At 62.1% G+C, this 19,933-nt stretch carries 33 protein-coding genes and 1 tRNA gene; 33 read left to right on the forward strand and 1 reads right to left on the reverse strand.

Annotated elements, in window-relative coordinates; all coding sequences use genetic code 11:
• Window positions 1-397: 397 nt before the first annotated feature.
• From DACI_RS20725 to DACI_RS20850, 26 genes are all read left to right on the forward strand, one after another.
• Window positions 398-610 carry a hypothetical protein gene (locus DACI_RS20725; RefSeq protein WP_043781693.1) on the forward strand — a complete coding sequence of 71 codons (213 nt, stop codon included), beginning with the start codon at window positions 398-400 and terminating at the stop codon, window positions 608-610.
• Window positions 607-1,008, forward strand: coding sequence for a hypothetical protein (locus tag DACI_RS20730; protein WP_043781691.1), 402 nt, complete (start codon window positions 607-609; stop codon window positions 1,006-1,008). Before DACI_RS20725 ends, DACI_RS20730 begins: the two co-directional genes overlap by 4 nt.
• A 103-nt stretch (window positions 1,009-1,111) precedes the next feature.
• Window positions 1,112-1,306, forward strand: a complete 195-nt coding sequence (locus tag DACI_RS20735) for a hypothetical protein (protein WP_043782166.1) — start codon at window positions 1,112-1,114, stop codon at window positions 1,304-1,306.
• An 885-nt stretch (window positions 1,307-2,191) separates the two neighbouring features.
• Window positions 2,192-2,533 carry a hypothetical protein gene (locus DACI_RS20740; protein WP_012203851.1) on the forward strand — a complete coding sequence of 114 codons (342 nt, stop codon included), beginning with the start codon at window positions 2,192-2,194 and terminating at the stop codon, window positions 2,531-2,533.
• An 82-nt stretch (window positions 2,534-2,615) separates the two neighbouring features.
• A complete protein-coding gene (locus DACI_RS20745; protein ID WP_012203850.1) occupies window positions 2,616-2,861 on the forward strand; it encodes a DUF7446 family protein in 246 nt (81 codons plus the stop codon).
• Between the two features lie 43 nt (window positions 2,862-2,904).
• A complete protein-coding gene (locus DACI_RS20750; protein ID WP_012205050.1) occupies window positions 2,905-3,126 on the forward strand; it encodes a hypothetical protein in 222 nt (73 codons plus the stop codon).
• A 226-nt stretch (window positions 3,127-3,352) separates the two neighbouring features.
• Window positions 3,353-3,751, forward strand: coding sequence for a hypothetical protein (locus DACI_RS20755; RefSeq protein WP_012205937.1), 399 nt, complete (start codon window positions 3,353-3,355; stop codon window positions 3,749-3,751).
• Window positions 3,748-4,041 (forward strand): hypothetical protein, encoded by a 294-nt coding sequence (locus DACI_RS20760; RefSeq protein ID WP_012205048.1) that lies wholly within the window; start codon window positions 3,748-3,750, stop codon window positions 4,039-4,041. The genes DACI_RS20755 and DACI_RS20760 overlap by 4 nt, the downstream gene beginning before the upstream one ends.
• Window positions 4,034-4,378: a hypothetical protein gene (locus DACI_RS20765; protein WP_012205047.1), complete on the forward strand. Its 345-nt coding sequence runs from the start codon at window positions 4,034-4,036 to the stop codon at window positions 4,376-4,378. The genes DACI_RS20760 and DACI_RS20765 overlap by 8 nt, the downstream gene beginning before the upstream one ends.
• A 7-nt stretch (window positions 4,379-4,385) precedes the next feature.
• A complete protein-coding gene (locus DACI_RS20770) occupies window positions 4,386-4,700 on the forward strand; it encodes a hypothetical protein (RefSeq protein WP_157059656.1) in 315 nt (104 codons plus the stop codon).
• Window positions 4,701-4,768: 68 nt separating this feature from the next.
• The gene (locus tag DACI_RS20775; RefSeq protein WP_043781687.1) at window positions 4,769-5,074 is read left to right on the forward strand and encodes a hypothetical protein; all 306 of its coding nucleotides are present in this window, start codon (window positions 4,769-4,771) and stop codon (window positions 5,072-5,074) included.
• A gap of 1 nt (window position 5,075) precedes the next feature.
• Entirely contained in the window at window positions 5,076-5,483 is a 408-nt protein-coding gene (locus tag DACI_RS20780; RefSeq protein ID WP_012205045.1) for a hypothetical protein, read from the forward strand.
• 8 nt (window positions 5,484-5,491) lie between these two features.
• Window positions 5,492-5,674 (forward strand): hypothetical protein, encoded by a 183-nt coding sequence (locus DACI_RS20785; RefSeq protein ID WP_043782168.1) that lies wholly within the window; start codon window positions 5,492-5,494, stop codon window positions 5,672-5,674.
• A gap of 224 nt (window positions 5,675-5,898) precedes the next feature.
• Window positions 5,899-6,507 carry an ERF family protein gene (locus DACI_RS20790; protein WP_012205940.1) on the forward strand — a complete coding sequence of 203 codons (609 nt, stop codon included), beginning with the start codon at window positions 5,899-5,901 and terminating at the stop codon, window positions 6,505-6,507.
• A 9-nt stretch (window positions 6,508-6,516) separates the two neighbouring features.
• A complete protein-coding gene (locus DACI_RS20795; RefSeq protein ID WP_012205941.1) occupies window positions 6,517-6,774 on the forward strand; it encodes a hypothetical protein in 258 nt (85 codons plus the stop codon).
• 8 nt (window positions 6,775-6,782) lie between these two features.
• Window positions 6,783-7,274, forward strand: coding sequence for a hypothetical protein (locus DACI_RS20800; protein WP_012205942.1), 492 nt, complete (start codon window positions 6,783-6,785; stop codon window positions 7,272-7,274).
• Window positions 7,275-7,310: 36 nt separating this feature from the next.
• The gene (locus tag DACI_RS20805) at window positions 7,311-7,598 is read left to right on the forward strand and encodes an H-NS histone family protein (protein WP_012203838.1); all 288 of its coding nucleotides are present in this window, start codon (window positions 7,311-7,313) and stop codon (window positions 7,596-7,598) included.
• A gap of 32 nt (window positions 7,599-7,630) precedes the next feature.
• Complete coding sequence (locus DACI_RS20810) at window positions 7,631-8,020, forward strand: hypothetical protein (protein ID WP_012203837.1); 390 nt, start codon at window positions 7,631-7,633, stop codon at window positions 8,018-8,020.
• A 179-nt stretch (window positions 8,021-8,199) separates the two neighbouring features.
• Window positions 8,200-9,147: a hypothetical protein gene (locus tag DACI_RS20815; protein WP_012205943.1), complete on the forward strand. Its 948-nt coding sequence runs from the start codon at window positions 8,200-8,202 to the stop codon at window positions 9,145-9,147.
• Window positions 9,148-9,149: 2 nt separating this feature from the next.
• Entirely contained in the window at window positions 9,150-9,629 is a 480-nt protein-coding gene (locus DACI_RS20820) for an XF1762 family protein (RefSeq protein WP_012205944.1), read from the forward strand.
• Window positions 9,626-10,033, forward strand: a complete 408-nt coding sequence (locus DACI_RS20825; protein ID WP_012205945.1) for an HNH endonuclease — start codon at window positions 9,626-9,628, stop codon at window positions 10,031-10,033. Before DACI_RS20820 ends, DACI_RS20825 begins: the two co-directional genes overlap by 4 nt.
• Window position 10,034: 1 nt before the next feature.
• On the forward strand, window positions 10,035-10,388 hold the full coding sequence (locus tag DACI_RS20830; protein WP_012205037.1) for a hypothetical protein: 354 nt from the start codon (window positions 10,035-10,037) through the stop codon (window positions 10,386-10,388).
• The gene (locus DACI_RS20835) at window positions 10,385-10,918 is read left to right on the forward strand and encodes a phage protein NinX family protein (RefSeq protein WP_192812282.1); all 534 of its coding nucleotides are present in this window, start codon (window positions 10,385-10,387) and stop codon (window positions 10,916-10,918) included. The genes DACI_RS20830 and DACI_RS20835 overlap by 4 nt, the downstream gene beginning before the upstream one ends.
• The gene (locus tag DACI_RS20840; protein ID WP_012205946.1) at window positions 10,915-11,106 is read left to right on the forward strand and encodes a hypothetical protein; all 192 of its coding nucleotides are present in this window, start codon (window positions 10,915-10,917) and stop codon (window positions 11,104-11,106) included. Before DACI_RS20835 ends, DACI_RS20840 begins: the two co-directional genes overlap by 4 nt.
• Window positions 11,107-11,119: 13 nt before the next feature.
• The gene (locus tag DACI_RS20845) at window positions 11,120-11,362 is read left to right on the forward strand and encodes a hypothetical protein (protein WP_157059690.1); all 243 of its coding nucleotides are present in this window, start codon (window positions 11,120-11,122) and stop codon (window positions 11,360-11,362) included.
• A 131-nt stretch (window positions 11,363-11,493) separates the two neighbouring features.
• The gene (locus tag DACI_RS20850) at window positions 11,494-11,805 is read left to right on the forward strand and encodes a helix-turn-helix transcriptional regulator (protein WP_080736915.1); all 312 of its coding nucleotides are present in this window, start codon (window positions 11,494-11,496) and stop codon (window positions 11,803-11,805) included.
• Here DACI_RS20850 and DACI_RS20855 read toward each other — a convergent pair.
• A complete protein-coding gene (locus DACI_RS20855) occupies window positions 11,802-13,085 on the reverse strand; it encodes a tyrosine-type recombinase/integrase (RefSeq protein WP_043782175.1) in 1,284 nt (427 codons plus the stop codon). The genes DACI_RS20850 and DACI_RS20855 overlap by 4 nt on opposite strands.
• Window positions 13,086-13,293: 208 nt before the next feature.
• On the opposite strand from DACI_RS20855, the gene DACI_RS20860 reads away from it, so the two are divergent.
• The 7 genes from DACI_RS20860 to DACI_RS20890 all read left to right on the forward strand — a co-directional run bounded on the left by DACI_RS20860 (window position 13,294) and on the right by DACI_RS20890 (window position 19,922).
• A tRNA-Gly gene (locus DACI_RS20860) sits at window positions 13,294-13,367 on the forward strand.
• A 240-nt stretch (window positions 13,368-13,607) separates the two neighbouring features.
• Entirely contained in the window at window positions 13,608-15,536 is a 1,929-nt protein-coding gene (locus tag DACI_RS20865; RefSeq protein WP_012205950.1) for a tyrosine-type recombinase/integrase, read from the forward strand.
• A 564-nt stretch (window positions 15,537-16,100) separates the two neighbouring features.
• Window positions 16,101-16,856 (forward strand): hypothetical protein, encoded by a 756-nt coding sequence (locus tag DACI_RS20870; protein ID WP_012205951.1) that lies wholly within the window; start codon window positions 16,101-16,103, stop codon window positions 16,854-16,856.
• Between the two features lie 118 nt (window positions 16,857-16,974).
• Complete coding sequence (locus DACI_RS20875) at window positions 16,975-17,187, forward strand: AlpA family transcriptional regulator (protein ID WP_012205952.1); 213 nt, start codon at window positions 16,975-16,977, stop codon at window positions 17,185-17,187.
• 42 nt (window positions 17,188-17,229) lie between these two features.
• Window positions 17,230-18,105 carry a ParA family protein gene (locus DACI_RS20880; RefSeq protein ID WP_012205953.1) on the forward strand — a complete coding sequence of 292 codons (876 nt, stop codon included), beginning with the start codon at window positions 17,230-17,232 and terminating at the stop codon, window positions 18,103-18,105.
• Window positions 18,089-18,337 carry a hypothetical protein gene (locus DACI_RS20885; RefSeq protein WP_012205954.1) on the forward strand — a complete coding sequence of 83 codons (249 nt, stop codon included), beginning with the start codon at window positions 18,089-18,091 and terminating at the stop codon, window positions 18,335-18,337. Before DACI_RS20880 ends, DACI_RS20885 begins: the two co-directional genes overlap by 17 nt.
• Window positions 18,330-19,922 (forward strand): ParB family protein, encoded by a 1,593-nt coding sequence (locus tag DACI_RS20890; protein WP_012205955.1) that lies wholly within the window; start codon window positions 18,330-18,332, stop codon window positions 19,920-19,922. The genes DACI_RS20885 and DACI_RS20890 overlap by 8 nt, the downstream gene beginning before the upstream one ends.
• The last annotated feature ends 11 nt before the right edge of the window (window positions 19,923-19,933 follow it).

The following is a 19,933-nucleotide window of genomic DNA, read 5'->3' on the forward strand; positions in this document are numbered from 1 at the left end:
GCCGACGCCGCGAGGTTGTAGGGCTGGCCGCTCAGGGTCATGACCATGCTGCCCAGACCGACCAGGTTCACGACATTCGCTACCGAACTTCCAAGCGAAAGCAGCATCGAACAAGCATCGAAGGACGATGCGAACACCCCACAACTGGCACCGTGTGAGCGTCGAACCTACAGAGGAACACCCGGAAGTTCGCATCGAAACACTAGATATAGGCGAAGAAGGGTGTTAAGCTGCCCTAACCGACGAAATTTCAGAACAAAGAATGTCATGAATTTTCGTGCTAAAATTTAGGGCTTTGCCAATTTTTACCTAGCGACACTAGGCACTACATGCAACGTGTAGTCGTACGTTGAAGCACTGGACTTGTGCTTCAGGTGGCGCTTACGTGAGGTGGCCTATGGATGACATCATCACTATGATCATAGAGAAGACGAGGAACGCTACCCCAGACGCGCCAGATGGCCGCGCCTCTGGCGACCTGTTGCCTGGCGACTTCGATCAAAGTCGCATGAAGAAGGCCTTGTCCAGTCCGCGTTTCACCGTCCCGCCAGGTCTTAGCCCGCTGGAGATCGTTGCGTTCATGAAAGCAGCCGCAAAAACTGGCGCATGAGCAACTACATCGTTCATTTCAATCTTCAGTTCGCGCAAGAGCTGACGAGAGTGCGGGAGGACCAGCAGTTGGCTGTTGGCGAATTCGTTAGCACTTTCCAAAGCTGCGGGCTGCAAGATCCAACAAAGTACCCGGGCAGAATCTCCCCCTCTTGGCTTAATGCCGGCGCGCAGAATTTTGATTTTGCTAAGCGCCATGACCTGTGGCATTACCACTTGGGCCTCCCCGAGTACCGAAGAGGCAGGTCTGTTGGCGGCACATCCGACTGGCTACTGCACTTTCAGTGGAGAAACAGCGGGGACGAGATAACCCTTCTGGACATGTACCAACATTACACGACTCGCGGTGATTTTTACTTGCCGCCAGCTTCGCGCATAGGCGCCCTAGAGAACGAATAGAGCCCGCCCCGAGCGGGCTTTTTCATGCCCGGCTGCCCACAGGCAGGCAGTCGTGACAGCAAGATGGTGGTGCCGCGCTGTTGCGGCGCAACTGGAGCATTGAATGCCCTACACGACCCTGCAAGACATCGAGACCTTGGCGGATGCACTGACAAACGCCCGCGCCGTCTCGAAAACGCATCTAGGCCAAGATGATGTCGAGATGCTCGAGCTGCGCGTCCAACAGTCGATTGATGAGCTGGTTGCGGGCGGCACCACGGCCGACGATCAGCGCCTGGTCAGGTTGCGATCTCTGTAGCCGCCCAACCCTGGCGCCATCGGCCAACTGAGCCGCCCCACCCCAACACAAGCCCTGCACGACGGGGCTTTTTTGCGTCTGGGCGGCAGCGCAAAACGCAGGGGCAAAAAAATATCCGCCACGTACCGATTTCGGTATTGACGCCTCATACCGATATCGGTACAGTACATCCCATCGCAGCAACAAACGCCCCAGGGCGGCTGCGGTGGGTGGGAGGCGATAGAGCCTGCGCCGACTGGTCTTTAACAACCGAGGGCTACAGAGAGATGCGGCGGCACCAAAGGTAACGGGGGTGCACCACAGTCGAAACGCGAGGGGTGATGACCTCGGGAAGGCAATCAGTCCATGCCCAAGACGGCGCGAAAGCGCGGGAGCGTGGCTTGCGAGGCACGTCAGACAGTGTCATAGCAGGGAATGGCCGTCCTGCCCGCATCTCTCTGTAGCTCTCCAACGAAGGATGAACAGGCCGCAAGGCCCTGCCCCTGTGATCTGTCGGCAGAAGCGAAAGCGAAAAGACAGCGAGCGCACGAACCAACACCTGCGACCTAGGCCCCAGCTGGGGTAGATCAAAAAAGCACTCGCGAGCCGGCGCGGACATCCGGCGAAACACCAGCAGCCCCGCGCTGCGAAGGAGAGCACATGCGACACACCTGAGCCGGCAGACCCGGCCACCACCTGGCCGCGCAGTCTCGCGGACATGCGAAAGGCGAGTTACCGGGCATGGAACCATCAGGCACCGGGTACTTGGGAGTGGCGACCCCTCAACGCAATCAGTGAAGCCACAGCGTGAGACCGGGAAACCGGCGCGGCCCAGAGCGACATCTGGGCAAAACAAAGCGCATTCGCCGAGTGCGCTTCGTTTTTTCAACCACCACGGAGTGACTCATGAGCACACAGACACGCGAGACCTTGAAGGCTGAAATCAACGCCGCCCAGAAGGCCCTGGAGGCTGCGAAGCAGGCCTACGACGAGTTCGACCAGGCAGCCGAGAACAACGTCTTCCCATCTTTGGAAGATGCCGAGGCTCTGGAGGAGGTCCTGGCGAACCGCGCGTTCGATGACTGCCAAGGCGCCTACAACTGTGGAAATGATGTCTATGAGCAGGAGTTCATGGTTGGCGATGTGGTCTACGTTGCCACACTGAAGTGCGAATACAACCGCCACGACAAGACCTACTACTACCTGGATGGCCAGGAGTTCAGCATCGCCCCGAAGGCGTCCGCCTGACCGCCCGCCCCTGGCGCACAGGGGCAGAACCAAAGGCGCCATGACCCGTTGCGGCGCCTTTGGTTTTTCAACAGGAGAAGACATGGCGAAAGCAAAGACTGAATTCCGCGTGATGCTGTCGCCCCTCACGGGCACCGTATACGCCGGCCGCGTAACCGACCTTGGTAGCGGCAACTACAAATCTGCAACCCTGCGCCATGACGTGACCCAGGACTTCCATCGACTGACCATCGAATACGCGCAGTCCAAGGGCGGCGCATACGAGATCGTCGGCGGCGGCGAGACCTACGACGTGACCGTAACGAAGCGCGCGCCAGCCGCAGCCTGACCCCTCCCCCGGCTCGTAGCCGGGGCACACAAGGAGATGAGAGATGAAGTCCATAAACGCGCAGGTTGCCGACCTGCTGCGCCCTTTCCTGAAGGAAGGCGACAAGGTGATATGGCGCGATGCGTTCCGTTGGCATGACGACAACGGGCCTCTGCCAAATCACTTCGAGGGGGCTTCACTGGCCAGTCTGGCTGATGAATTCGGCTACGACATTGACTGGAGCATGAACATGAGGCACGCGGCCATCGTGCGCAAGCGGCCCTGATCCCCCGCCCTGGCAAGCCCAGGGCCCATCACATCTGCAACTGGGTCCCTCGGGATAGTGCTGCAGCTCTGCCGGTTGCAGTTGTGATGGTTTTCCAGCCGCGCGCGCCCAGGAATCGGGGATTGATCGCACGGAACGTGGCGCGCACCACGCGGCTCTTTACACCCAGGCTCTGCAATGCAGGGCCTTTTTCGTTTCTGGCCTGCGGGCCGCAAGGAGGCTTCTCATGGGTCTTTCTTTTGTGAATATCCACGGCCAGCAAATCAGCGAACTGCAGCTCGGCGCCATGAAGGCGGAGGGCCTGGAGATCGAGCGCAAGCGGCGTGCGGCGAACAAGGCGGATCAGGTGTCTGTGCACAAGGGCTGGCGCGTCACCGGCGTTGCCCCTGGCCTGCTGGATGATGCGCGCGCAGCTCGCGAGCGACTGCAGGCTATGGCGCGCAAGGCTGGCGGCAAGCCGATTGAGGACTTTGACCAAGTGGCGTGGCAGCGCAATGCCAAGCGATCTGCAGTGCGGAGCAAGCTATACGGCCTGGAGTCGGCGGCAAAGCAGTGTGCTGAGCTGGCGAGCAAGGCTGGATGGCTCGACGTGCAGATACAAGAGATCAAAAAGGTGGTTGCATGAACGCATGTATCCCATGCCTCGCCAGCCGAGACGCTGATGCTCTGGCCCACCAGCAGGGCGAGTACGACGCAGAGGACTCGTTCCTCGACGCATACGTGCAGATCCACTACGGGCCTGATTACGCACCTGAGTTCGTGATCGAGGCAATGAAGGAGATCCCGTTCGATCTCGCGAAGGTCATCGCTGAACTGAAGGACTACAAGGCCCAGGGCGAAGCCATTGAGAACTGGCTGAGCAAGTACGCATACCAGTGCGCCCGCCGCGACATGCAGGAGGCCCGCAATGCTTGACGCAGCAAAGGCAGCAGCGCATCCCGCAATTGCTGAGGCGTTGATCCTGCTTCAGCAGGAGCGCATCAGAGACCTAGAAATGCAACTTGCCACTGCACTTTCCAACGTTGATGCGGAAATAGTCAAAAAAGCCGCGCGCTACGACTACATCAAGCAGTTCGGCACATCTGGCGAAACCGAAGCTCTGACGCATCCCAGGCAGGTCGTCTATGCATCCATCGGCTTCCATGGACACGAGTTGGGGGCAGCCATTGACGCACGCATCGCAGAAAAGAACGGGCGAGCCGCGCTCGCCCAACAACCCCAGGCGCTGGAGTTCAGCGCCGATGCCATTTGAGGACAACATGAAGCAAACAAAGAAACACGCATCCCCCGGAAGCTTGGCGCGCGAGTACCGCGCCTCTATGCCGGCCGATGTGCTGCACCTGTGGGCTGCTGATGCTGTCTCTGCTCTCCGCCTCCAGGACGCGAAGATCATGGCCCTCCAATGCGCCCTGGAGGATGCCGGGTGCGCAATCAACAGCATGAAGGCCGAGGCAGAAAACGGGGCTCAAGGCGATGAGCAAATGATGCTCGAAGCGTGTGAGCAGATTTCGAATGAAGGCTTACAGGCGTCAATGGAGATTGCCGCCGCGCTAGCCCCACAGGAGTCCCCATGACCCCGCCCATCCAACTCCCCACAGAACCCGCCCCTCCCGGCGGGCTTCGCTTTTCAGGAGCCACAGCAATGCAACGAGTGACCCCTACCGAGCCCTTCAACCCCGACCCCGACGCCCGCTACCTGCGCGAGTGCTCGACCCCTGGACCGGTCCATGAGCCGGAAGCCGATGGCGTGCCCGGGGGCTGGCTGCTGATGGTGCTGTCCGCCCTGCTCCTGCTGGCCCTCACAGGATGCAGCCAGGCTGGCGCACAGGAGCAGCCCACGGATACAGCGCAGGAACTCAAGCGCGCGGCTGCAGGCAAGTGGCTGTGCCCTGGGATGCACGCCGAATGGATCAGCAATACAGAGGTCCAGTGCCTCAAGGAGAGATGAGATGAAGGAAGAGCACCCGCACGCACAGGTACTGCGCTGGATCGCAGATGGCGAAACGGTTGAGGCCAGGAGCCGTGGGCATCAGGGCGATTTGGGCGATTGGGAGCCATTCCCGGATGCCTTTGACCAGTATGTCATTGCACAACTGGTGCGTGGATACGAAGGCCGGCTTGAATTCCGCATCAAGCCTAAGACCATCACGGTAGGAGACCGCGAGATCGAGGCGCCCATCAAGTCCGGCCCGGGGTTCTACATCACGAATTACGGCGATGTTTTCCGTTGGTTCGAGGACGCAAATCTCAACCCTCCTATTGACCTGCAAAAGCTTGGACGCGTCTATGCAACCGAGAAGGCCGCGCGCGCAGCACAGGAAGCAATCACAGCACTGCTGACTAGGGAGCCATCATGAGCTCAGACATGCCCACATACGCAGAGCTGCAGGCAGAGATCGCCCAGCTGCGCGGAGAGATGCTCCGGTACTTGCCACTCATCGAAAAGGCCGAGCGCTGGTCCAGCACCTGGGCCTTTCTCACGGAAGGCACGGGCATCGCCACGGCGAACGGCTACCGGGCCGCGCTGCAGCAGGAGAAGCGGCAATGAAACACCTCTTCTACGCATTCCTGTGGTCCGGCATCAGTGCGCTGACGCTGGCCGTGGCCGCTTTCAACTCAGGCGCCTTCTAGCGCAACCGAGATCGATATGAGCGACGAACAACGTGAACAAGCCATCCAGCAATGGATCACCGAATACGGCGTTTCACGGCAAACAGCGGAATGGTACGTGGACACATACGGCGACGAGGAAGCCGCCTTCTAGGAGAAATCATGCAAGCAATTTCGGCAGCACTGGTAAAGGCCCAGAAGGAGTTTGGCCCTGCGCTCAAGACCAGCCAGAACCCCCATTTCCGCAGCAAGTACGCAGACCTGAGCGCGTGCGTTGAAGCCGTGATCGACGGCCTCAACAACAACGGGATCATGCTGATGCAGCCGTGCCATGAAGACCCGAGTGGCGTGACCGTAGAAACGCTGTTCATCCACGAATCCGGCGAGCAGATCAGCGCAGGGAAGCTGCACGTCCCGGCGTCCAAGCAGGACCCCCAAGGCTATGGATCGGCACTGACCTACGCGCGCCGCTACGGACTGATGGCGGCATGCGGTATCGCCCCGGAAGACGATGACGGCAATGCTGCTTCCAAGAAGCCTGCGCCGCGTCACAAGCCAACTGATGGCGCCTTGGTGTCTGCAGAGCGCATGGCTGTATGTGACAGCGTTGTTCGGGCCATTAATGAGCGCATGGATGCCAACGACGTGCATGGCGCCTACGGCGAATTGATCGGTATCACCGATCCAGAAGAGAAGACATACCTCTGGCCAAAGCTTGACTCGAAGACACGCAGCAGCCTCAAGGCTCATGCCCAATCCATCAAAAACTGAAAGACCACCATGGCACGCAAGTACGAAGTCACCGCCGTCACAGGCAAATACACAGACAGCAACGGACAGGAAAAGAACCGTTACCTCACCATCGGCGCGGTCATTGAAGGCCGCAATGGCCTGATGCTCAAGCTCGAAGCCGTGCCGATGGGCTGGGATGGTTGGGCATACCTCAACGAGCCAAAGCCGCGCGATGGCCATCAAAGCACCCCTGCGCGACAAGGTCGCAATGAATACCAAGACGCAAGGGATGACATCCCTTACTAGAGGCAATCATGGAACTCAACAGAGCCCAGCGCCGCGCAGCAAAGAAACAGCGGCGCCCTGTTCCTGGCGCTGGGCACATCCAGTTGCCCATCAACATCCGGTTCGGCAAAGCAGACGAGACTCAGCTGCAGCTTGTGCCGCTCGGCCTGGCCACTACGCTGATCGAAGGCACTGCCGACGAATCGACGTGGCACACGCTGACGCTGCGGATCAACTGGGGCAGGTTCCTGGCAAGCGATCACTTCCCAGACGCTGAGCCTGCAATGGTGGCCGCACAGGACGCCATGCGCTCAATCAGCGCCCGCCATGGACGCGCCGACACCTGGGGAGCGTCAAAGCCAGAGTACGACGCCATCTACGAGGCCCTGCGCATCTGCAATGAGATGCAGCAGCAGTGCACGCGAAGAGAGCTTCGCGATGCGCTGGAGCGGGTCTACGCGGCCAACGAGTACCACCAGAAGGTCGAAGCGATCAAGAATCGGCTAGACGCCAGAGCCTGAAACCAACCACGGCGCCCGCGCCAAGAAAGGAAACCCATGACCGACTACAAGACCCTGCTGGCCCGCAAGGCCGAACTCGACGCCCAGATCGCCCAGGCCCAGGCCGAGCACAAAGCCGAGGGCATCGCCGCGGCCCGCGCGCTGATCGCAGAGCACGGCCTGACCGCTGCCGATGTCTTCCCCACCGCGAAGGCAAAGGCAGGCAGTGTGGGCGTGCCGAAGTACCGCAACCCCGCCACCGGAGCCACCTGGACCGGCCGGGGCAAGCCCCCGAACTGGATCAACGGCAAGGACCGCGCGCCGTTCCTGATCTCCGCCGCCTGACCTCGCTCCCATCACAACCACCGAGGACCACCATGACCCCCGAACAGAAGTTGAAGCACGCAATCCTGCTGCTTGCCGCCAAGTGGAAAGACATCACCCTCGACGCTGATGCAGCGATCACCGCCGAGAACGTGGACGCACTCTACGAAGAGCACGACCGGGACGGAATGCTGCAAGACGCGCGCAATGAGCTCCGCAGCACCGGCGAGGAAACAGGCCTCAGCGCACCTGGATCGCGCAACTACGAGACCGAAGCGGTCGCCAAGCAGATGCCAGACGGATCCTGGGTGGGCTGGACCCACTACTACGGCGGCGGCAAGCACAGCGACCCCGACTCCATCCCGTGGATGAATGAAGCCTATGACGTGAATTGCACCGAAGAGCAGGTGATGACCACGAGGCGCACTTTCACGAAACCCTGATCCCAGAGGCATGAGCACAGCGCATGGGCGCTGTCCTGATACCTCCCCTCCCGGTATGCCGCGAGGGCTTTCCTGTTTCTTCATCCCGTGAATTCCAACTCTTCCCAGTGCCCGCTGCTGCAGCGCGCAGGCCACGTCATCAACACCACCAAAGCGCTATGGCGCGTAGAGGAAGCCTCATGACAGCAACCAAGATCCAGCCCGGCGACGACCTGCACCTGACGTCGCTGATGTCGCCCCACTCCCTGAACTTCGTGACGGGCGCAGATCGCGCAGCACTGCTGGCCTACGGCCGAGACGTGTTTGCCGCGGCGCGCAACTCGAAGTGCCTGGACCAGATCGAGGAGCCGGCAGCTCCTGCCGCTGTGGCGCCCCGGGGCGAATACCCGCATGAGCAAATGGATGCCATGGCGCTCGATCGCTACAAAGTTGTGCCCTCTAACGCCAGCATGCTTTGGAGCCACGCGGTCGTAGCCGGAGACGGCACGCAGCAGCTCTATGTCGGCCGCGAGGTCGAATGCCAAAACATGGCGCGCAAGTTTGCAGGGGCATTCCTTGATGGCGCCTTTGCATTCCACTCGACAGCTGCCGCTCCCACCGCCCCGGCCGCGCCCGCCCTGGAAGCGCCTGCAGCCCCGGCCCGCATCGTGGCTGACGCCTTGATCCGGCTGGATGCCATCTACCGGGAGGAGGCAGATTGCGACGAGCCACCGCGGCGCCCCGATTGGCTGGCGAGCGCCCTGCACCTCGCGGCAGCAGCGCCCCAGGCACCTGCTGCGCCCTCCGAGCCGGTCTACCAGATCTCCCAGCCCTACCACACCGACCCGAAGAACACCTGGAGGGACGCGAGTGAAGCGGCCTATGACGTGAGCGTGCCGGCACGCCGCCGCGTGCTGTCCACGGGACCAGCAGCACCTGCTGCGCCTGCAGTGGATGCCAGCAGCGACACGGCCCTGTTGGATGCCATGCAGCGGCACCGCATCGCGCTCGTGCCCGAGTTCGAGGGTCCTTGGGACGCTGAGATCTTCAACGATGAAGCGGAGGCGCACCCCATCGCCAGCGGCAACACCCCGCGCGAAGCCCTGCGTGCCGCTATCGCAGCCCAGGCAGCAGCCAAGGGGTCGTAGCCATGCTGCAGTTGCGACCGATCACCCGGGCCGAAGCTGATGCCTTCATCCGCGAGCACCACCGGCACCACGGCTGCCCGGTTGGCGCGCTCTGGCGCCAGGCCGTGCACGACGACGCCGGCCGACTTGTGGGTGTCGCTGTCGTGGGCCGACCCGTGGCCCGCGCGCTGGATGACGGTCTGACCGTCGAAGTCACGCGCTTGTGCACCGATGGCGCCACCAACGCCTGCAGCCTGCTGTACGCAGCCACAAGGCGCGCGGCAGAGGCCAAGGGCTATCGACGCGGCTTGACCTACATCCTCTCCAGCGAGTCGGGCACCAGCCTGCGCGCCAGCAACTGGGCTCTGCTCTGGACCGTGCATGGCCGCAGTTGGGACTGCCCCAGCCGGCCACGCACCGACAAGCATCCCACCGAAGACAAACAGGCCTGGGGCTGGGGCTCCTGGCCACAGCGCCCCACTGGGCACAAGGAGAGCACATGAAGCTCAGCAAGAGCCAGCGCGCGGCCCTGCGCGAGAAGTTCGGGGGCCGATGCGCGTACTGCGGCGAGGAGCTGGGCGAGCGCTGGCACGCCGACCACATCGAGTATGTGGAGCGCGAGCTGGCATTCGTCCCCGGCAAAGGCATCGTCACCACCGGACGCATGCTCAGGCCCGAGCGCGACACGCTGGAGAACATGAACCCAGCCTGCGCGCCCTGCAACCTCGACAAGCACAGCCTCACCCTGGAGAACTGGCGCGCGCTCATGCAGCGCAGCAACGAGGTGCTGATGCGCGATGTCAGCACGTTCCGCCGCGCCGTCCGATACGGCCTGGTCGAACTGAAGGCCACGCCCATCATTTTCTATTTCGAGACCCTGGCCCAAGGGGCGCACAAGGAGAGCTGACATGCAAGAACCTATCGAAATCACCGTGCGCAACCAGATAGAGCGCGGCTGGTGGGTGGACCAGGATCAATGGTTCGCCCAGAAAATCTGGCCCCTCACCGGCGTCTGGCAGGCCGTCCGCCTCAAAAATGGCGACATCACCAGCGGTGTGGTTCTGGCCGGCTACAACGGATGGCGCGACGGCAACTACGAGCCGATCAACGTGGTGCAGTGGCTGAAGCCAGCGCGCTGGTTCACGTCGCCCGACGACATGGAAGGCAAGGTCGATGAGTACGCGGCATATCGCCACGCCGTGCTCTATGGCCGCAAATCTCCGTTGCGCGCCCAGGCGCAGCAGAAAGGACCTGCATTGTGACCATCATCAGCACCAGCGAACTCACTGGCCCCGCACTTGATTGGGCTGTGGCGCAAACAGCAGAGAAGTGCGAAGGAATTATGTTCAAGGTCATTGGCGGCATGCCTGTCGGCATTGACGCGGAAGATGGCAAAACCATCTGCATTTTCTTCAACCTGCCGCGCAGCAATTTCAAGGACCGGCTGCTGCAGCAAAGCCGCTTCGGCGCCGATGGCGCTCACGCTGTGCGCTACGAGCCAAGTCAAAACTGGGCACAGGCGGGGCCGATCATCTGCCGCGAGCAGATCGGCATCAGCCCGCCTGGATCGCGCGTCCATCGCAATGGCGGCAACAGTCCAGGCTGGGGGCCTTCCGGCATCTGGACCGCTACCACATGGCATGCAGGCGCCAATGGCCGCCGCTCCATCGCGTGGCACGAAACCGAGCCACTGACTGCGGCCATGCGCTGCTACGTGGCAAGCAAGCTGGGCGACAGCGTGGACGTGCCCGATGAACTAGCGCCGGCCGCCGAGAAAGGACAGACCCCGTGACCACGCACACACCGGCCGAAATCTTCGGCCCCGCAGATAGCGACTGGAATGCAAAACGCGAGCAGCTGCAGCAAGCGGCATTGCTCGCAGCCGCAGAACTCATCGCGCACACCGACGCCGCTGGGATTGATGGGCTGGAAGGGTTCGGCGTCTCGCTGAGCATCCGGCTGACCGATACCACGAACTGACATGGGAGACCCCGTGACCACAGCACCAACACCCTCCCGGGCCGATGCGCTCATCCGCGAGCACCGCGCGAGCATGCACCCTGAGACCCTGCGCGCCTGGGCCTCGGATGCAGTCGATGAACTGGGTCGCCTGCAGGCCGACAACGAGCTCCTGCGCGGAGACTACGCGCTCAGGGGCGCACAGATCCAGCGGATGGCCACCCTCATCGATGAGCTGGAGGCGCGCAAGGCGCCGTCGCCCGCCAAGGAGGCCTGAATGCCCAGCAAGAAGCCCAAGGAATGGCGCGACAAGCGCGCGCCTCACCCGGACGATGAACCAATCACATGGCCAGCACCCGCTGGCCTTTTCACGCCTGGCACCAACCGCAGGCACGCGAGGAACACGCCATGACCAAGAAAGAAAAAATCGAAGCTGCCAGCGGCGGTGATGCACTGGCCATCGTGACGATGCGCCCCATCTCGATCAGCCTTCAAGAGGCAGCACGGGCGGTGGATCTGTCCGAGTCGCAGATACAAAAGCTGGTGCAGACCGGCGATTTCCCCAGGCCTCGGCAGCTCAGTGCGCGCCGCGTGGGCTTCATCGTTGCAGAGGTGGAGGCCTGGGTGATGTCGCGGCCACCGTCCGAGTGCCTGCCGGCGCCAGACAGCGGCTACGGCCGCGCAGGGAAACCTGGCAAGTCCGCCTCACCACCTGGCTAAGCAGGCAGGCCCTCAAGCTTGCGCACGGTCTGGTACAGCCTCTTCACCCAAACCTGCTTTTGGGCATCGAAGGTGTGGAGGTTGTAGCTGGCCACCATGACCCCGGGTTTGTGGCCGATGATGGCCTCGCCCACATCCTCCGGGCAATCAATGGCGCTGAGCAGCGTGCGCGCCGTGCGCCGCAACGCATGGGGCGACCAATCCACCACGGGGCAGATCAGCCCGTCACCTGCCCGCCGCTTGGCCTTGGCGGACTCCGGCATCAGCGAATAGACGTAGCTGGAGAACGTGTTGCGGTGATACGGCCGGAACTTCCCGCCCCGGCCCGTGAAGAATAGCCATCCCTCCCAGGCCTCGGCTACGCGGCGCTGCACGATCTCCAGCGCCTCACCGAACAGCGGAACCCGGTGGTCCACAGTGTCCGCATCCCGTTCCATCTTGAGCAGGTGGGCGGGGAACGTGATCCACCAGCCGTCCTCTTCCTGCGTCACATACTCAGTACGCAAGGCAAAAATCTCGACACCCCGCATGCCGGTGTAGAGGTACAGCAGCAGCCCATCAAGCGCGCTCTGCGACATATTGGCCCGGGCCCACGGCAGGAGCTTGCGCAGCTCCGCCTGAGACAGCACCCGGCGCCGAAACCCCACATGCTCCCCCCCGACGATTTTCCCCTTTGAACGCAGTTGGCCCTTCAAAAGGCTGCGCCACCAATTCGGCGCCGCGCCATCGATTTTCCCAGCATCGAGCCCCCAGTCCCACGCCTGCCCCAGCAGCGCCCGTAGCTTCTTGGCTGCCGCAGGAAGGTCTCGTCGCTTGTCGAGCACGTCGTAGGCCTGTGCGCGACTCACGTCACGCGGCGCCGTCCTTGCGAGCTCCGGCTCCTCATCCAGCATTCGCTCCAGAGCGCTCCACGCCCGGGCCGCGCCCTCGGCTTGGCGCAGCCCCGCCAGGTGATCGCGGAAGCCTTCCAGCAGCGCACGCACGGTCGTAGCCACTGCTGGGCCATTCTTGGCCATGGTTGCCTGGCGACGCGCTGCAACGGGATCAACTCCAGCACTGCGGCCATCGCGCTTTTCTCCCCAAGCCGAAACGGCTTCAGCCAGCGACATCTCCGGCCAATGGCCGAGCCTGACCTGTTTCATCAGTCCAGCAGAGTCCTTGTAGCGATAGGTCCAGGTCTTGCGCGATTGGGACGCGACCAATCTCAATCCATCGCATCCCTGCACGAGCAGATGCGAGCCTGGCTGAAGCTGCTTTGCGGACCGCGAATCGAATAGCACTAGAATTCCCCCAGAGTCATGGCGTAGGCTTTATTGCCAAACGCGTAGGGTAAGCAAAAACCTACGCTAGAACCTACGCCAAGGTCGTAAGTGTAGATAGATTTCGCTGGATGCTAACTTGAAGTTTTGCGGCAAGCAGTGCGTGAAATCCTGAAGAGCAGCAAGCACTTAGCAAAGAAATTCGTGCTTTGACAATGACTTAGCCAAAGCGGGCGTCGTTCAATGGCAGGACCTGAGCTTCCCAAGCTCATGATGAGGGTTCGATTCCCTTCGCCCGCTCCACTTCGACTTTCCAGGGACTTCCACCGAACGCCAGAGAACGTCGTAAGTCATTGTCAGGATTGAGATTTTTACCTGATCTCAATCCACTGACATCCAGCGAAATCCACTCCCAGCCGGTTCTAACTGGTACGTTGAGCGGTACACTGGCAATACGGAGGTCCCCAAAACCGTATTGTTGCTGGAGGAGCCGGGGTTCCGTCGGGAACATGGCATCCAACTCGCTTCGCAGGAGTTGGGCTCATGCTTTCAGACCTCCAGGTTCGACAGGCCAAGGTGACCGGCAAGGCGTATTCGCTTGTCGATTTCGACGGTCTCTACTTCTACATCTCCGCCACCGGCTTCAAGGCCTGGCACTTCCGCTTCACTTGGGGCGGCAAGCGCGAGCGCATGTCCTTCGGTGGCTATCCCGCGCTTTCCCTGAAAGACGCTCGCAATCTGCGCGACGAGGCCCGGGCCATGCTGGCCAAGGGCATCAACCCGCATTCGGAGCGCAAGCGCAAGCGCCACGCCATCGTCCTGGCGGGCGAGCACACCTTCCAGGCCATCTACGACAAATGGCTGGCCCACCGCAGCCTCTCTCTGGAAAATGAGGGCCGCCAAAGTACGCCCAAGCAGATCGGGCGCGTCTTCGCCAAGGACGTGTTTCCCGTATTGCGCCACCTGACCATCTACGACGTCACCCGCGCCCACCTGCTGGACATCATCGGCAGAGTGGAAAAGCGTGGCTCGCTGTCGGTGGCCGAGAAGCTGCGCACCTGGTTCAGCCAGCTATTCACCTACGCCTCGGTGGTGGTGCCCAACATGGGCGACAACCCGGCCAAGGATTTGGACGTGGTGGCGATGCCGCTGCCCCCGGTGGAGAACAATCCCTTTTTGCGCATGCCCGAGCTGCCGGCAATGCTGCAGACGTTGCGCAAGTACAGCGGTCGCCTGAATACGCAACTGGGTCTACGTCTGCTGCTGCTCACGGGCGTGCGCACCGGTGAATTGCGCTACGCCACGCCCGATCAGTTTGATCTGGAGCGCGGTCTGTGGATCATCCCGGTTGTCAGGCTCAAGCAACGCAAGCAGCTCACCAAGAAGAAGCGCCAGCGTTTCGCCGACATCCCGCCATACATCGTGCCACTGTCGTTGCAGGCACAAGAGGTCGTTCGTCATTTGCTGGGAAATCTGAAGCCAGCACAGGTGTATCTCATCCCCGGTGATTGGTGCCTGAAAAACCCTCTGAGCGAGAACACGCTCAATGGCGCGCTCAAGCGTATGGGCTATGAAGACCAACTCACTGGGCATGGCGTTCGCGCCACCATCTCGACTGCGCTCAATGAATTGGGGTATCCGCCCAAGTGGGTAGACGCCCAACTTTCGCATGCCGATCCGGATCGGATCAGCGCGACCTACAACCACGCCGAGTACGTCGAGCAACGCCGCGTCATGATGCAGGACTGGGCCGACCGGCTGGACTTGTTCGAGCAGAATCAGGTCGAAGTTGCCAGCACGCACTTGACCATCACGTTGCAGGGCCTGCCCACAATCGCCGGACAGGCGGCAGCGCAGCCGCCCGCCCTGAATCCAAACGCCCCTCAGTTGATCGTTGCGCCTGCACCCGATGCACCAGCGGTTCCAGCTTCCGTCTATCGACTTTCGGCGGTGCATCTGCCCGAGTACGCGCGACCCACGCTGTCAGAGGTGCAGCGCGAGCGCTTGCAATTGCTGGAGATATTCGAGGCATCCCACAACCTGTCGGTGGCCGATTACGCCAAGCTGGTTGGCAAGTCCCGCCGCTGGATCACTTACGAGATTCAGGCCGGCAATCTCCTGTCGATCCATCTGGGTCACCGTGGGCAGCGCGTCCCGGACTGGCAACTCGACCCCATCAAGCGCAAGCTGATTCAGGCTGTCCTGAAGCTGGTGCCGCGCGGTATCGACACCTGGCACATCTATCACGCACTGCTGCGGCCATACGATGCCCTGGGCAAGTGTCCAGTCATCGAGGCCGTCGATCCGACCAACCTGCATCTTGCAGCTCGACTGGTCGCCGCACATACCATAGAAACCGATGAGCTTGCAGAGCAATCGGAGGCGTCTCCGGTGCTGGCCAGGCAGACTGTAGAGCGCCTGGTAAAAACGGCAATGTTGGTTGATATGCCCGAAGATCCCGTCGCCCGTTGAGCTGAGGCCGGGCGGCAGCACCGTCCGGTCAAGGTCAAAGGAGGGAACGTCGATCGCTTCGCATGGCCGCCCATCCGTCTTCTGCGCGGCCAACTCGCAATTTCCACGTTTTGGCAGGCAGCGTTTAGCGTCGGATCAGCGCTCGGCAGTCACCATAGGCGACTTCTCGGTAATGCTATCTCGCTATATCAGTATCTCGATCGGATATGACACCAGCGGATTTTCGTTGCCAATCTCAAGCCCCGATCAATAGATTCCGAGCGTTCGCCGCTTTTTGAAACCGCTGGCGCATCAGACCATACCGATACGGTTTTGCGAGAGCAGCCACTTCTCACGATCCTGATAGCGCAAGCGTCACTGTCGAGCCGCGACAGACGCTCGGTTTTCTTGTGCCCGATGGATTTTTGCACATCGAGCACACAACGCCTACTCATTGCGCGAACTGATCAGAAGTCATCAAAAGCGGGCGTCATCACTCGCGTCTTGCGCGGACAACAGGCCGACCATGAGGACGGCTGCAAAAGCAGTCGGCCCTGTAGTTCTTCTCCTGGAAGGAGACGGAGCATGCACGAGAACAAAAATGATGCACCAACATCAAAGGTGTTCTACCGCCCGCTCGAAGCGTCCATCCGCTGGGCCGGACTGCTGCGATACGAGCAGGTGATCCTGGCTTCGGTCTCGTCGCCTATGGATCTGCCGCAGTCGCTGGACTGCCCGCGTTTGGGCGAACTGCGGCTGTACACCGACCGCATCTATGACGGCATCCTCAACGGGGAACTGCCCTTCGGGCAGCATGGCATCACGACACGCGACACCGCGTTGATCGAATCGCCTGATCTGACGGTACGTCATGTCGATCTGAAGTGCTGGATGCGCCAGCACTACCCCGAGCAGCGGCCCGGCTTTCTCTTCTCCCGCAGCGAGCGCATCATCCATCCCTTCATCTCTCTGGAAACAGGGCAAGCCATGCTGGTCGAACGCCAGGGTTTGAAATCCGCCCTGGAACAGACCAAACGTCAGCTTCGCGAGTTGCAGGACAAGCATGACGCGCTGCTCAAGCAGTCCACGGTGATTTCGGCATGCGCGCAGTGTCCGATCAGTGATCGGGCCGAGGCCACCTACCTGAACATCGTTGGCGGCCTGTTAGAGCTGATGCTCGGCCAGTCGCCATCGGGCACGCCGTACTCCAGCTTCAAGACGCAGGAGGCCGTGGTCAGCGCGCTGGTCGCCCATCACAGCGGCGCCATGGGTATCGCGGAGCGGACATTGAACGGCAAGTTCGCCACCGCCAGGCGCCGGTTGCGTAGCGCCTCCCGCTGAGATTTGCCAGCTTGTATGTGCAGTCGCGGAGATTGCATTTGCAATGTCTTTTCGCTGCCGTGTCTATTGAATAGAGGTCACGCCAACAAACGCCACTGAGCGTTCAGGAGTGACCGCCATGTCGCAAACACCTGTACTGCCGCCAAACGAGCGCCGCATCCTGCGCCTGGAAGAAGTCGAAGCGAAATCCGGTTTCAAGCGCGCCCACATCTACAACCTGATGAAGAAACGCCAGTTCCCGCAGGCGCTGCGTCTGGGCGTGCGCGCCGTGGGCTGGGACTCCATCGAAATCGATCAGTGGATCGACGAGCGCGTCAACAACAGGGCCTGACCCGTTCTCCCGCGGACTTTCCATCCTGACACGGAGAACGCCATGCAGGTCGTATCCATCATTTCAACCAAAGGCGGGGTCGGCAAGACCACCACGGCCGCAAACCTGGGCGGTCTCGCTGCGGACGCCGGGCTGCGCGTGCTGTTGCTCGATCTTGATGTGCAGCCCACCTTGTCCTCCTACTACGAGCTGGCCCATCGTGCGCCGGGCGGTATCTATGAATTGCTGGCCTTCAACGAGCGTGACCTTGGCCAGCTTGTGTCCCGCACGATCATCGCGGGCCTGGACTTGGTGCTCTCCAACGACCACCGAGGCGAACTGAACACTTTGCTGCTGCACGCGCCAGACGGGCGACTGCGGCTGCGGCACCTGCTGCCGATACTGAACCCCCTCTACGACCTGGTGCTGATCGACACCCAGGGCGCGCGCTCGGTGCTGCTGGAGATGGCGGTGCTGGCCTCCGACCTCGCGCTGTCGCCAGTGACCCCGGAAATCCTCGCCGCCCGCGAACTGCGGCGCGGCACCATGCAGTTGCTGGCGGACATTGCGCCGTACCGGCAGCTGGGTATCGAGCCGCCGCCGCTGCACCTGCTCATCAACCGCGTCCATCCGGTGTCCGCCAACGCCCGTCTGATCCAGCAGGCGCTGCGCGATCTGTTCCAGGGCCACACCGGCATTCGGGTTCTGGCCACCGACGTGCCGGCCATTGAGGCTTATCCGCGTGCCGCGACGCGCGGTCTGCCGGTGCATCGGGTCGAGTACCGCCAGCCAGTGGGCAGAGTCGCTCCCGCCGCGCTCGCCACCATGCGCGATCTTGCCGGCGAATTGCTCCCGCAGTGGCAGGATCGATTTGCCGCAGTGTCCGGCCGTCCGCCACAGCCTCTTGATACCAGGAGGCCCCATGGCCAACGCACATGAACTGGCCCGAGGCCACAGCCGGCTGCGCGCCCTGATCGAGTTCGCCGTCGGCGAAGGCTGGCACGTCAAGCGCACGGCGGGCGGTCACCTCAAGTTCACCAAGGCAGGCTGCGCCGCGATCTACACCAGTTCGACGGCCAGCGATCACCGGGCAGCCCTCAACGCCCGTGCGCAGATCCGTCGTGCCGAGCGCGAGACCCGATCCCAAGCGCAGGGAGGCGGCCATGACTGAGATCACCTCCCAGCAGATGGCCGGCAAACTGCTTGCGTCCGGGTTCGAGCGCAGCGGCCCGTCAGCAACGACCTTGAGCGACCCGATCGCCGACACGCCCATGGTCGTGACGCTCGACCAGTTGCACCCCTACGACCACGACCCGCGCAAGAAGCGCAATCCGGTGTACGAGGAAATCAAGGCATCCATCCGCGAGCGTGGCCTGGACGCGGCTCCGGCCATCACCCGGCGGCCCGGCGACGATCACTACATCATCCGCAATGGCGGCAACACGCGACTGGCAATCCTGCGCGAACTCTGGTCGGAGACCAAGGACGAACGCTTTTTTCGGGTCTCATGCCTGTTCCGCCCGTGGCCCGAGCGTGGTGAGATCGTCGCGCTCACCGGGCATCTTGCGGAAAACGAACTGCGCGGTGGCCTCACCTTCATCGAGCGCGCTTTGGGCGTCGAGAAAGCGCGCGAGTTCTACGAACTGGAAATCCGCTCCACCCTGAGCCAGTCCGAGCTGGCTCGCCGCCTGGCCGCCGACGGATACCCCGTGCAGCAGTCGCACATCAGCCGGATGGCCGACGCCGTACGCTACCTGCTGCCCGCAATCCCGACCGTGCTCTACGCCGGCCTGGGGCGTCACCAGGTCGAGCGGTTGTCGGTCATGCGCAAGGCCTGCGAGCGCACCTGGGAGCATTACGCCAAAGGCCGCTCACTGGTTCAGGACTTCGACGAGTTCTTTCAGGAAGTGCTGTCGCAATTCGATGTCCAGGCCGACGAGTTCTCTACGCAGCGCGTACAGGACGAGCTGATCGGCCAGATGGCCGAATTGCTGGACGTCGATTACGACGTGCTCGCTCTGGACATGACCGAATCCGAGAGCCGCCAGCGTGCCTTGGTCAGCGAGCCGACGCCGCCCTCGACACCGCCTGCCTTGCCAGAGCCAGAGGCCATCGCGCGCCCACCTGTCGATACCGCGCCACCCGCCGCGAAGCCTGCGGCAACGCCATCAACGGGCAAAAGCGACACGGATGGCAGCCTGCTTCAAGAGCACATCGTCTCCCCGGCGCCGACAACCGAACGGCTTGAGTCCATCCAGCGCATGGTCGCCGACCAGTTGGGCGATGCACTGCCGCGCGACTTCTCGGCGAACGTCTTGCAGTCCATCCCGGTGCAGGCTGGCGGGCTCTATCCGATCTCGGATGTCTGGTACATCGCCCCCGGCCTGGACACACCCGAGCACCTGCGCATCCACGTCGCGCAGTTCGCCCGCGAGATTGCGGTCGAGGCAGACCTGGGCGAGTGCATCGATGACCGCCCAGACGGTATCGGCTTCGCCTGCCGTGCCCATACCTCAAGCCTGGCGCCAAAGGGCCGTGCCGTCCATACGCTGTTGGCTTGCCTGGCCGGTCAGCAGCCCGCCGACGTCGGTCTGGACAACGGGCAAGTCGTCATCGACCTGCCGGCGCTGCTGTACGGCCAGGGCGACGTAACCCGAAGATTGAGCGACACCGCGCTGGTCAAGCTGTTCCGCCTGCTGCGACTGGCCCGCCGCCTGCTCGATCTCGAAGCCGGCGCTGCGGACTCTGGAACCTAAGCGAGGGAGGC

It is taken from the genome of Delftia acidovorans SPH-1, from assembly GCF_000018665.1.
Lineage (GTDB): Bacteria > Pseudomonadota > Gammaproteobacteria > Burkholderiales > Burkholderiaceae_C > Comamonas > Comamonas acidovorans.